This window comes from Runella defluvii (genome assembly GCF_014195535.1).
Lineage (GTDB): Bacteria > Bacteroidota > Bacteroidia > Cytophagales > Spirosomataceae > Runella > Runella defluvii.
In genome coordinates this window covers 482,542-496,987 of record NZ_JACIBY010000005.1, presented here as the reverse complement: position 1 = coordinate 496,987, position 14,446 = coordinate 482,542, and the positions used below count along the sequence as shown (strand labels likewise).

Genomic DNA, 14,446 nt, shown 5'->3' with positions numbered 1-14,446 from the left:
GCAAAAACCTCAAAAGGTTATTTCCCTTTTTTCTTCATTTTCATTTGAAGAGGCAAACAATTTTGTTTGTCGCAACTACAATCGTTGTGCGTAGTTTGGATGGTGACGTCGTAGAAAAGCCCGCAACGATTAAAAATTCTAACGGTATAGTATTGGTTAACATTGGATAGCGCGCCTATAATTCCGTCAGTAGGAAGCGGTTGCGCCGTTTCGTACGTCGCTCCTCCTCGATAGGATGTTCCTAGTGAATAATCGAACCGCTCGCCGTCTTTTAGGTTTTCAATTATAATTTGCCCATCGCTCAGCACCGTATCGCCAATGCAAGTGGCAGGGCGTGTAGTCAAAGTAAAAGTAGGTTGCCCAATTTTCGCTCCAACGGCTTTGGTACGAGCGCTACTCACGCAGCCTGCTACCACGAGCGAGCGCCCTTCGGCATAAAATTCGCCAAAGAAGTTAGGCTGGTAGGTAAGTGAATTGGCTTTAAGTAAGTGGCCATCTTTGTCGTACCAATCGACGGTTATGTCTGTCCCAACGGCGCCCACTAAAACGGGGAAAGGCTCGCCTTCGCAAATCGTAAAGCTGGATGGCACTACCGAAACGGTTGCAGGATTACAGTTACAATCTACGCTTGTGATAGTGACGGTCGTATCGGTGAAGCAATTAGGTTCTCCAAAAATACGGATGGTGTAGCTTTGGGACGAAACTGGATTAGGAATATCACGAACCAAAATACTATCCCTTGGAATATCAAGAGCAGTGTCAAAGGTTCTACTACCTGTATAAGAGGTGCCTACGGAGAAATCATACTTTGTTCCATTTTTGAGACGAGTCAACGCAATTTTGCCATTGTTTTGAGCGGCCGAATTGTTACAAGTCGAGCGATTGGTCGTCACCTGAAACGACGGTAATTCATTGATAAAGGCATACGAGGGTGCGCGCGAAGTTGACTTGCAGTTGGTGAGCGTATCACGGGCTTCGGCGTAGTAGATACCAGCTTGGGTAGGTTTGAACAGAATCGAACCTCTCAACAGGAGATTTCCACCCGTTGGGGCATCGTACCAATCGACGGTCACGCCCGAATCGACAAAGCCTGTGACGGTTCTGAGGGTATCGCCTTCGCAGACTGCTTGGCTTTCAGGGACAACGAACACGGGTTTGGGACATTCGCAAATGCGTGGTTCAAAAGCGACAGTGGAGTCGGTATAGCAACCTGTGCTATCAAAGAGTCTTACGGTATAAAACTCGGTGGTAGCGGGGTTTGGCAAGTTACTGAGGAATACGCCGTTGGCAGGGATGTCGGTGGCGTTGTCGTAGGTTTTGTTACCTGTATAAGTTTTGGCTTTAGAGAAATCGTAACGTTTCGCGCGTTTGACATCGACGATGGTGATTTTGGCGTCGGGTCTTACGGTAGTTCCGTCGCAGCTACCTCGGGTAACGACGAGGTCGAACGACGGTAATTCATTGATAAAGGCATACGAGGGTGCGCGCGAGGTTGACTTGCAGTTGGTGAGCGTATCGCGGGCTTCGGCGTAGTAAATACCAGCTTGGGTAGGTTTGAACAGAATCGAACCTCTCAACAATAGATTTCCACCCGTTGGGGCATCGTACCAATCGACGGTCACGCCCGAATCGACGAAGCCAGTGACGGTTCTGAGGGTATCGCCTTCGCAGACGGCTTGGCTTTCAGGGACAACGAACACGGGTTTAGGACATTCGCAAATGCGTGGTTCAAAAGCGACGGTGGAGTCGGTATAGCAACCCGTGCTATCAAAGAGTCTTACGGTATAAAACTCGGTGGCAGCGGGGTTTGGCAAATTGCTGAGGAACACGCCGTTGGCAGGAATGTCGGTGGCGTTGTCGTAGGTTTTGTTACCTGTATAAGTTTTTGCTTTAGAGAAATCGTAACGTTTCGCACGTTTTACATCGACGATGGTGATTTTGGCGTCAGGTCTTACGGTAGTTCCGTCGCAGCTACCTCGGGTGACGACGAGGTCGAACGACGGTAATTCATTGATAAAGGCATACGAGGGTGCGCGCGAAGTTGACTTGCAGTTGGTGAGCGTATCACGGGCTTCGGCGTAGTAGATACCAGCTTGGGTAGGTTTGAACAGAATCGAACCTCTCAACAATAGATTTCCACCCGTTGGGGCATCGTACCAATCGACGGTCACGCCCGAATCGACGAAGCCAGTGACGGTTCTGAGGGTATCGCCTTCGCAGACGGCTTGGCTTTCAGGGACAACGAATACGGGTTTAGGACATTCGCAAATGCGTGGTTCAAAAGCGACGGTGGAGTCGGTATAGCAACCCGTGCTATCAAAGAGTCTTACGGTATAAAACTCGGTGGCAGCGGGGTTTGGCAAATTGCTGAGGAACACGCCGTTGGCAGGGATGTCGGTGGCGTTATCGTAGGTTTTGTTACCTGTATAAGTTTTTGCTTTAGAGAAATCGTAACGTTTTGCGCGTTTTACATCGACGATGGTGATTTTGGCGTCAGGTCTTACGGTAGTTCCGTCGCAGCTACCTCGGGTGACGACGAGGTCGAACGACGGTAATTCATTGATAAAGGCATATGAAGGTGCGCGCGAAGTTGACTTGCAGTTGGTGAGCGTATCACGGGCTTCGGCGTAGTAGATACCTGCTTGGGTAGGTTTGAACAGAATCGAACCTCTCAATAGGAGATTTCCACCCGTTGGGGCATCGTACCAATCGACGGTCACGCCCGAATCGACGAAGCCAGTGACGGTTCTGAGGGTATCGCCTTCGCAGACGGCTTGGCTTTCAGGGACAACGAACACGGGTTTAGGACATTCGCAAATGCGTGGTTCAAAAGCGACGGTGGAGTCGGTATAGCAACCTGTGCTATCAAAGAGTCTTACGGTATAAAACTCGGTGGCAGCGGGGTTTGGCAAATTGCTGAGGAACACGCCGTTGGCAGGGATGTCGGTGGCGTTGTCGTAGGTTTTGTTACCTGTATAAGTTTTTGCTTTGGAGAAATCGTAACGTTTCGCGCGTTTTACATCGACGATGGTGATTTTTGCGTCAGGTCTTACGGTAGTTCCGTCGCAGCTACCTCGGGTGACAACGAGGTCGAACGAAGGTGGATTACAACCACAATCGGTGCGAGCAATGGTAACTGTTTTGTCGGTAAAGCAATTTGGTTCACCAAAAATACGAATTGTAAAGGTTTGGGAAGTGGCAGGATTGGCAATGTTCTGAACAAGAACACTGTCGGCGGGGATGTCGAACGCATCATTGTACGTACGTTTCCCAACGTAAACAGAGCCTACTGAAAAGTCGAAACGACTGCCATTTTTGAGATTTTTGAGTACTATTTTGGCATCATTTTGGGCAACAAAGTCTGTACAAGATGCTTTCTGTGCATCAAGGTCAAATGACGGTAAATCATTGACAAAAGCATACGATGGGGCACGTACCAAACCTTTGCAGTTGGTGAGTGTATCGCGGGCTTCGGCATAATAAATACCTGACTGCGTAGGCTTGAAGAAAATCGAACCACGCAAGAGAAGGTTCCCGCCCGTTGGCGCATCGTACCAATCGACCGTCACGCCCGAATCGACAAAGCCTTGTACCGTTCGTAGCGTGTCTCCTTCACAAACAGCTTGACTTTCGGGAACGACAAACGGCGGTTTGGGGCATTCACAAATGCGCGGCTCGAAGGCCACGGTAGAGTCGGTGTAGCAGCCTGTGCTATCGAAAACGCGGAAGCTATAAAATTCGGTGGCAGGCGGATTCACTAGGTTTTTTAACGCAATTCCATCGGTAGGAATGTCCGTGGCATTATCATAAGTTTTATTTCCAGCATAAACCGTTCCTTTGGTATAATCGTAGCGTTTGCCATTTTTTACGTCAACGATGGTGATTTTGGCGTCGGGGCGTACATCGGTACCATCGCAAGTACCTCTGGTAACGACAAGGTCAAACGACGGCATTGGATTGATAAAAGCATACGAAGGAACTCGTCCCAAACTTTTGCAACCCGACAAGGTATCACGTGCTTCGGCGTAATAGATTCCTGCTTTGGTGGGTTTAAAGAAAATAGACCCTTTTTTGAGTAAATTACCTTGCTCGTCGTACCAATCAACCGTAACCCCTGGCTCTACAAAACCACGAATGGTGCGTAATGTGTCATTTTCACAAACGCTTTGGCTTTCAGGAACAACAAATGGAGGCGTAGGGCAGATACAATCGCGGCGGGCTAAAGTCGCTACTCGGTCGGCGTAACATCCCGTCGCGTCAAAAACCCGAACGGTGTAAGTGCGCGGGGTCATTGGGTTAGACAGCGTATCTGCCAAAACCCCATCCGCAGGTATCGCCTGAGCAGTAGCAAAAGTTTGAGTTCCTGTGTAGGTGCTTCCGACCGAAAAATCATAACGGAGTCCGTTGGTAATCTCCTTGATGATTAATTGTCCGTCTTTGCGAGCATCTAAGCCGTCGCATGAAGTCGAAATTGTTTGGGCCGTAAAAGAAGGGATTGGGTGAATAATCACTTCGGCCGAGGCCCTTGAGTTGCTTAAACAGCCAGATAGTTCGGCGCGAGCTTCGGCATAGACTTTCCCCGCCATAGAAGGCTTGAAGGTAAGCGTGCCAGAAGCAATTAAATTTCCTCCCGTGGGGGCATCGTACCAATCGGCTGTGACGCCCGCACTCACAAGTGCGTGAATGGTTTGAAGCGTATCTCCCTCACAAATCGTTTGGCTAATAGGTGTCACTGCAATAGCTACGGTGGGACAAGGGCAAACGGGTGATGAAACGGTAAACGTAGTGTCGCAGCTATTTTTGCTAAAGACTAACGAAGTGTTGGTTCCTACAGAAAGCTCGCTGATGGTAAAACGCCCATCGCTTACCTGTAATAACGTTCCCGAAGGACTGGCAACAGTTCCGTTTGTTTTTCCGTAAATTGTATAAACTTTCAATGATGGTGCACAAACAACCGAATCGACCGTAAAGGTAGGTTTAGGTTTAATCGTTACGGTTACGGTGTCGGTTTGTACACAGCCATCCAACGTAACCATTACTGTATATTTCCCGCTTTGTAGGGGCTGCATTCCGTTGATGGTCACTTGCGGTGACGTACCAATCGCTGCGCCATTAGGGTCTTGCCAAGCATAAGAGGCATTATTGACGGCGGTTGTGGTCAACTGTAATTGTTGCCCTTCACAGACGGGGCTATTTGAAAGGGCATTGACCGATGGGCGGGCTTTAACGGTGACTCGAATCGAGTCTGTAACGCTGCAACTGCCGAGGGTTGTTGTCATCAAATACACCCCGCTCATGTCGAGACTAGCATTGGCACGAACCACTGCCGAGTCAATCGCTAAAAATTGTTTTGGCCCCGACCAAGCAAAGGTGGTTCCTTGCGGTGCTCCCTGCACAAATAGTCGAAGGCTATCACCTTCGCAAATGGGGGAATTGCTACTGAGGGTAAAAACGGGACGTTTTTTTACCAAAACATCGATTGTATCGTAGTTGACACAGCCGTTGAGACTTACTTTGAGTAGGTACTTTCCAGCGTCAGCGAGTTGGGCAAGGGGTTGGGAAAAAGTGGCTTGGGTACTGATGACATTTCCGCCCAATTTCCGCCATTCGTAAATAGCGCCGATTCCTGCATTTTGGGCCGTAAGACGAAGGGTATCGTTTTCGCAAATAGGGCTGTTGCTGATGGCATTGGCCACAGGAAGTGGGAAAACGGTGTAGGTCAAGGTGTCGGTTTTAACACAACCGTTAACTTTCACCGTGACTTGGTACAAACCACTCAAATTAGGGCGGGCAGGGGTAATGATTGGGTTTTGTTGAAAACTCACATACTCGTTGGGGCCAGACCACTCAAAGGTTGCGCCGATTGGTGGGGCGTTGGTAAACAACTTGATGGTATCGCCGTGGCAAATGGGGCTATTGCTGCTGATGGCAAAGGTTGGCAATGGTTTGACAAGCACATCAATGGTGTCTTTGTTTTCACAACCATTCTGACTCACCGTAAGTACGTATTTGCCCGAATCGTTTGTTTGGGCATTGGGGATGTTGAATAAACGTTGGTTGCCAACAACGGTGCCAGTGGCTAATTTTTGCCATGCGTAGGTAGCACCCGAACCTGCATTTGCGGCGGATAAAAATAGCGTATCTCCTGCACAAATGGGAGCGTTAGAAAGGGCTTGGGTCAATGGTAAAGGCGTGACCGTAACCTGGGCAGTATCTTGCTGAACACAGCCGTCCAAAGTTACTTTTACTCGATACGTTCCCGTTTGGCTTAGAGATGCGTGTGTTACGGAGTACAAAGAGTCAATTGAAACCACTTGGTTGGTAGGACTAAGCCATTCGTATGTGGCGCCAAGAACCGCAGGCGTTTTTAATACAAATGGACTACTTTCACAGACAACGATGCCTGTGGTATTGACTATTGGTAAAGGCTTAACAAGGACGGTGGTGCTATCCTGAACCGTACAACCATTGGCCGTAACGGTCACGATGTAGTTGCCTGACATGCTAGGTTGGGCATTGGTACGCAATGGACTGCGGGTAGAAGCACTGAAACCGTTTGGCCCACTCCAGAGGTAAGTAGCATTGGCGTTTGCTGCCGTTGTTAGTTGTAAATCAGTGCCCTCGCAAACCGCGCTGTTGGAACTAGCCGCTACTACAGGCAAGGCTTTGATGGTTAGTTTGATGGCCGTGCGGGTGTTGCTAACACAAGTACGAACTGTAATGTCGGTACGGCGGGTTTCGGCATAAAAAGTATGCGTACCCACGGCTACTTGGGTAGGCGTGTACTGGAGTGTGCCCGTGGCTACTTTGTTGCCGCCCATCGGCGCATCGTACCAATCGACGGTTTCGTTGGCATTGACGGTGGCTTCGAGCGAAGGGTTCGTTTGTTCAAAACATATTTCTTTGTCACCAACATTGACAGGAGCAGCCAAGTCGGGGCAAAGGCAATCAGGTTTTTTGAGAATTACCTGTGTTTTGCAACCATCTACATTGGTTACGGTAATGGTTATGTTTGGCGTTCCGAACGGACTAGCGCCAATGATTTCGTAACGGCCGTTGGTAAAATTAACGGCGGTGCCTTCGGATGAGGAGACGGTTACGCCCGAAAGCTCAGTGGTTAACCATACCACAAAGTTTGATAAATCCGTGCTGCAAACGGTGGAGTCAATCACCAGTTTTGGCAGTGCTACAATGGTGAGTGATACGGGCGTACGGGTGCTGCTCACGCAATCGTGAATGAGGTTGCGGGTTTGGGCGTAATAAATGCCTGCGTTCGTTGGGGTAAAAGTTTCACTTCCCTGAACGATGGGCGTCCCGCCCGTAGAGGTTTCGTACCAATCGACAGTTTCATTGGAGCCAACGTTGGCCGAAAGTGTCGGTATCGTTTCGTTTTGGCAAATTTTCTTATTTCCTCCGCTGCTTGGAGCATTGACCACGGGGCAAGAACAATTGGGCGCTGTGACATTTTGAGAGACCGAACAACCTTTGTCGGATGTCACACTTACCGAAAGTGGGTTGACCGACGGAAGTACGTTTGAAATGGTATAGGCGTTTGCTCCCGTAGGCGTAATGGTTCCCGCCGACGAAGCTAAAATTCCACCTTCAACCGTGACATCAACTCGGTATGACTTCAAATTAGGAGCACAAGAAGTGCCTACAATCGTAAGCTTTGGTTTAGGGTAAATAACGACCACCGCAGTGTCTTCGTTGGTACACGCACCTAACGTTACTTTGAGGCGATACACCCCCGCATCGGCGACTCCAACGTTGGTCAAAGCAAACGAAGAACTGCTACTTACCACCGTACCTGCGGCATTTGTCCATTCGTACTGAGCTAGGCTTCCCGCATTGGCCGCAGTAAGCGTGATTGTTCCACCTTCACAAACAGGCAACGACGCCGACGCCACCGCAATCGGAGTTGGGTTGACGGTCACGCTGATACGGGAAGTATCACGGCAACCGTTCAAACTAGCAATGACTTCATAGATGCCCGTTGCACTTGTGGTGACGTTTTCGATTTTGGGATGTTGGTCGGGAGAAGTAAAGCTATTTGGCCCCGCCCACTCATACTTGGTCGCCGCTGGACTTGTCACCGACGTAAACTGTAGCGTTTGTCCCGAACACAGCGGGGTATTGGCTTGTACAGTTACGTTGGGCAATGGCTTTACGATTACTTCTACTGTATCGCCACTTACGCAATTATTTTTTGTGACGGTTAAAAAATACTTTCCAGCATCGGTAAGTGCTGCTTTGGCAATGCTAAATGAGGCAGAAGTACTCAGAACCGTTCCAGCTGAATTTTTCCACTGGTATTGAGCGCCCGTTCCCGCATGTTGGGCGGTAAAGTTAAGCGGGCTGTCTTCGCAAACAGGGCTGTTAGTGAGGGCATTGGCAACGGGGTTTTCGTAAATCGTCACGTCCACCGTGGTGGTGCTACTACAACCGTTACGAGTGACGGTCAAAAGGTACGTGCCGCTGTGTTGGGGTTGGGCAAGGGTGATGATTGGGTTTTGCTCGTTGGTTCGACTGAAGCCATTAGGCCCCGACCAAGCATAGGTAGCTCCTGCCCCCGCATCTGCCGCAGAGAGCATGAGGGTTTGACCAGCGCATTTTGGACTATTAGAAGTGGCTTGGGCAATGGGGCGGTCTTTGATGACTGCCTCCGTGGTAGTGGTTTGGCTACAACCGTTTACGTCGGTGACTTTGACCGTATAAATACCCGATTGCGCAAGCGTTGCGGGGTCGAAAGAAAAACTCGCCGCCGTTGAAACAACGCTATTGGCCGCATTTGTCCATTGATACGCCGTACCGCCCGAAGCGTTAAACGTAATTTTCTCACCTATACACACAGGCCCACTGTTGGCGGCTGTCGGTTGGGGTTTAGGATAAACCGTAATGAGTTGGTTTTTGACCGTTTGACAACCTTTATTGCTCGTGACCGTTACGGAATAACTGGTTGAGGTGGCAGGAGAAACGGTGATAGACGAAGTAGAAGCGCCCGTATTCCAGAGGTACGTTCCACCGCCTGAGGCAGTTAGGGTTGTCGAAGCGCCTTCGCAAAGAATAGCGTCATTGTTGGCAATGCCCGAATTGTCAGTGGTAGTGATGGCAACAACAGGGTTGGGATTGACTGCCAATACCGTGGTATTGTTAGAGGCAATGGGAAGAAAACAAGCGCCACCTACGGCACGTTGAACGCTGTCGATGCGTAGCAAGGCCCCGTTCTGGCTTAATGTCAAGGTTGCCGTTTGGAATGAGGCATTGCCTTGGGCATCGGTGGTGACGGAGGCGGTTAGGTTATTGGTAGCACCAATCGAATATTTTAAATTAAAGGTAGTATTGGGACGTAATCCAGAGAAGGCAACGGTGCTTTTTTGCCCTTCGCAAACTTCGTTGGCCGACATACAGCCAAAGACCAACGGTGTTTGATCATTGCCTACCAAAATCTCTACTTTGTTGCTTTCTGCTGAAGTTGGTTGAGTACCTGTCAGCACGATGGTTCCTGAAAGTTTGAAACCCATCCCAAAGTCCACGTTTCTGATGGTCCAACTGCTAAGACCTGCGCCACTAAAGTTGCCAACGGCGTTCCCGTTGAGCACTACGTTGGTAAAAGCTACACTTCCTGTAGGTTCATTTTGACTACCTACTACCAGCTGCATGACGTTCATGGCACAGCTATTTTGTCCCGAACGATACGTATTTATAGCCGCCGCTACGTTGGGGTACGTAAGCGTAAATGTACCGGCACTGTTGACAATGCTTGCTTTGAGTACATCGGTGGCAGGGTCATATTCAAAGGTAACGTCGTTGTTGCCCGAACGCCAGCTGGCATCCGTTTGGGCTCGGCGGGGTGGGGCGATGCCTAAATCTGGGATTCCTACGTATAACTCTTTTTCGGAGGGCAAACCAAATGAACGGTAACGTACACCTACCAAAGAAGTAAAGTTGGCAGGCGCTCCTGCCGACACGGTGGCCGTTGGTAGCGCTGCATTGATGCCTAAACTATAGGTAACAACGGGTGACTGGCAACCGTTGGCGTCGGTGACTCGGTAAGAAGTCGTAGCGACACCTGTGCCAGTTGGGGTAATGTTGGCCGTACCATTGTTATTATTGGTTAGGGTTAATAAACTAGCCCCTGATGTAATTAGCCACGTGTGTGTATAAGGAGTGGTACCTCCGTTTGGATTACCATTGAGGGTAATTGAGTTGTTGATACACAAATTACTCGGCCCAGTAATACTGGCTATCGGCGACGGATTTACCGTTAAAGAAACAGAAGCTGTATCAGAACAACCTTCGGCGGTTGTTGCAATAACGGTGTAAGTTCCTGTATTTGAGGTGGTGGCGCTGGCAATGGCTGGGTTTTGGTCAGTACTGGTAAAACCGTTTGGTCCCGTCCAAGTGTAGGTAGCGTTGGCGATGGTCGAGGTCGTTGTAAAACTAACAGGTTGTCCTGCGCAAACGGGATTGGGCGCTACTGAAGCCGAAATCTCAGGTTTGGTTTTGATGGAAATAACGACATTGCCATTCATCGTGGCAGCACAAACGGGAGAGGTTGTTGAACGCGCCTCCACGGTGTAGGTTCCTGTGGGTGTTTGTGGGCCAAAATTCAGGGCAGCACCCGTACCTGAAACCGCAGTACCTACATTTTGTCCGTTTCGTTTTAGTTGGTATAAAAAACCTGTTTCTGAACCACTCAGACCTACAGATACGCCTGGACTTCCTGCACAGTAAGCACCTCCACCAGTGACGTTATAAAGTTGGGGTTGAGGGAAAACCGTTACTGTTGTGTTTTTTTGTTCAACACAACCTTCGCGGCTATCGGTTACTTTGATGCTGTATGTTGTAGTAGTTGCAGGATTCACCGTGCGCGTGGTTGCGGTACTGCCGTTTTCCCACTCGTAGGTAAGCGTACTTGCGCCCCCCGTAGCACTAGCCGTAAGTGTGACAGGTTGTCCCGCACAAATGGGCGTTGGAGTGGCTGATAGATTAACCGTAACAGGAGGAGCAATGCGTAAATCGGCGGCGCGTTTAAGGGTACATCCTCGGCTGTCGGTGATGACCACTTCTACCAATAAATAATCGTTGGTGGTAAAAGAACGAGGATTGCCCGTTTGGCCGTCTTGCCACGTATAAGTATAACCTGTGCCGCTACCTCCTGATGCTACAGCAGTATATAACATGTATTCTCCAACGCAGACGGTATCATCGAGCGCTTGTAGTTCGCCAGAGATGGGCGGCAGTTCGTTGACCGTAATACTACCATTCATCATCACCGAACACGCTGGGTTGGTGGTTGTGCTTGCTTTTACTTGGTACGTTCCTCCAAAATAATTGCCCATTGACAAGGCCGAACCTGTCCCCATTTTCCCCTGTCCTATATTGACGGTATTGCGAACAAGCTCGTACAAAACACCCGTTTGCGAGCCGCTTAGGGTCAATGGGATGCCGTTCACTCCCGCACAAATGGTCAAATCACTTGGCGCGGTTAAGGTAAAAAGTTGAGGTTTAGGAATGACTGTTATTGTGACGGTGTCGCGGTCTGTACAGCCATTGGCATCGCTTAGGCTGACAATGTAGCTTGTGGTAGTCGTAGGGCTAACGGTTTTCGCTGCTCCTGTTCCCAAACCATTGTCCCAACTATACGTATAAGGTGTTGTTCCGCCTACCGTCGTGGCATTCAAGGTGACAGCTGTCCCTTCGCAAATAGTTTGGTCAGCACCAGCATTTACATCAGGCGTGGGATTTACTTTGACCAAAGTAGTGGTGGTATTTTGGCAATTATTGGCATTATATACGCGAAGCGTGTAGGTACCTGCCTGTGCCAATTGAACATTTGACAGGGTAAACTGCTGGGCAGTAGCCACAATAGCTCCACTGGCGTTTTTCCACTCGTAATTTACGCCTGCTCCTGCGTTTGCAGCTGACAAAATAACGCTACCGCCTACACAAGCAGGGGAGGTATTGGAAGCGGATGCGGTAAGCTGCGCTGCTTGACCCACCACAACGTCGGGGGTAGTGGTACTACAGCCGTTGGTATCGGTAACACGCACGCGGTAAGTGCCTGCGGTAAGGCCAGAGAACTGATTACTGGTTTGGGTCGCGCCAAAAGACGTACAGTTACTTCCGCTACAAAGGGCATACACCAAGCCGCCCGTTCCGCCACTGGCGGTTAGGCTAATTTTCCCATCATTTCCCCCAAAACAGGTTGCAATGGTAGGCGTAGCCGTGGCTGAAATGGCCGTAGGTTGGGTAATGGTATAACTTGCTGAAACCTTACAGTTGTCATTATCAGTGACTGTCACGGTATAGGTTCCTGCGGCAAGATTAGCAACGTCTTCTGTGGTTGCAATGATTGTTCCTCCACTGTTTTTCCATTCGTAACTTTTAATGGAGGTAATACTCGTGGCGGTGATATCCACTTTCCCATTAGCGCCTCCGTTGCAGGTGACGTGGGTGAGGTTGGCAGTAATGCTTATCTGGATGGGCTGGGTAATGGTAGCTGTGGCGGTGGTCGTACAGCCTTTACCATCGGTGACGGTGACGGTGTAATTTCCAGCGGGGCGTCCTACAATGCTACTGCCTCCCGTACTGCCATCTGACCAAGTATAAGAATAAGGCGATGTTCCGCCGTTGACATCGACGGTAATGGCACCGTCTGTCCCGTCAAAACAACTCACGTTCTTGACCGTCACAGACGCGGTCATGGGATTGGGTTGATTGACGTTGATATTTTTGGTGGTCGTACAGCCGTTCCCGTCTTTTACCGTGACATTATAGGTGCCAGCAGCAACGGCATTGAAAACGTTTTGGCTTTGAAAAGCACCATTGTTGAGTTGGTACTGTAACGGGGATGCACCCGTGGCAGTGACGGTGATGGTTCCGTTAGCTTGACCAAAACAAATGGCGTCTGTTTTGGTGAGACTAGTAATGTTCGGAAGGGCATTTACCGTTATTTTGATGTCGTCGGTGGCTGTACAGCCTTTGGTATCGGTGACTGTGACAGTATAGATAGTCGTTGAACTCGGCGAAACGGTTTGGCTGGCGCTGTTGTTCGCGCCATTGCTCCAACTGTAACTGTAATTGGGAGTTCCTCCGCTGGCTGCGGCTGTGATTGTAGCCGAGCCACCCGCGCAAATGGCTTGGTCAACCCCCAAGTTGACGGAAGGTTTGGGGTTGATAACAACCGAAAAGGTTTGTGCTTGACTTATACAGCCATTGGCCGAACCCGTAACGGTAAACGTACCCGTAATGGGGGAGTTCGTGGCATTGGTAGCCGTAAATACGGGAACTTGACCCGTACCACTGCCAGAACTCAGCCCGATGGCGGTGTTGTTGAGTTGCCAACTGAAGGTAGAGGCTGGGGTCGAAGTAAAATCTGTTAAATCAACAGAAGTGCCAGCACAGTATTGAAGCGGTGTTCCCGAAGCCGTAGGTAATGTTACTTTCGGGATAGCATATACCGTAAGCGCAACTGGGTTGGAGGCGATGCGGCAATACCCAATGCTAATATTACCTTGTTCTGCGGCTAGTAGTCGATATTTTGTTCCAGCAGGTGCCGAAGAAACGGAGGTATTGAGCGAAGTAGCTCCCGCAATATCCGTCCAAGTGCTTCCATTGTCGCTGCTTTGTTGCCACTGAAATTGTGGATTGTTATAGCCTGGTGAAATAGAGCCACTTAGGCTTACATTGCCGCCTTCACAGATACTAGGCACATTGGCCGATACAGAAATAGTGGGGCCACAAGGACGGAACGTAATGTCATCAAGAAGTAGGTCGTTTCCGCATCCACCTGCGGCATTGTTAATGATTTTTAAAACAACCTGGGTTTGGCTGGCAGGGGTTGTAAAAACAAACCCGTACTGTTTCCAGGTGAGTGAAGACGATTCTGGGATATTTCCTGTGCTATAAGAGCCGAGAAGTGTACCCGAAAGAGACTCGATGCGGAAGGTAAGATTGGGGTCTATTCCGCCACCGCTACAGGCTGATGGTCTAAGTAAGTTGGCAATCCAGCCCGCAAATTCGTAAGTAGTGTTTCCACAAAGTCCACTGATGGTTTGGCGGTAAAACTCGCCGATTGTGTAAGAAGCATTGTAAATAGCCATCCGACCGTTGACGTCACCAGGGGTGTGGTCTTCGGCTACATCAAACCAAGAATTGCTAAAACAAGAAAAAGTACTGTTCGTGACGGTGTAGTTGCCGTCATTAGGGCATGAGTTGGTTTGTTGAGTATAAGTGGTACTAGCTCCTGTGGCCGAAGTTGGCAAGGTGGTATAGCCTGTTCCTGTGCCAAACGTGATGTTTACTACTGGGTCACCAAGGCTTCCTGTGCAAGTTTGGGCAAAACTGTAGCGTATCGAGCCCAATAACAAGGCCGAAAGAACAGAAAATGCCGTTACTAACGTTTTGATTCTATGAAACATTCACACGAGTTGACTAAGCCTAT

General features: G+C 49.5%; 1 protein-coding gene. It reads right to left on the bottom strand.

The features are described 5' to 3' along the window. Positions 1-17: 17 nt before the first annotated feature. Positions 18-14,423, bottom strand: coding sequence for an Ig-like domain-containing protein (locus FHS57_RS14625; protein ID WP_183974819.1), 14,406 nt, complete (start codon positions 14,421-14,423; stop codon positions 18-20). Positions 14,424-14,446: the final 23 nt, after the last annotated feature.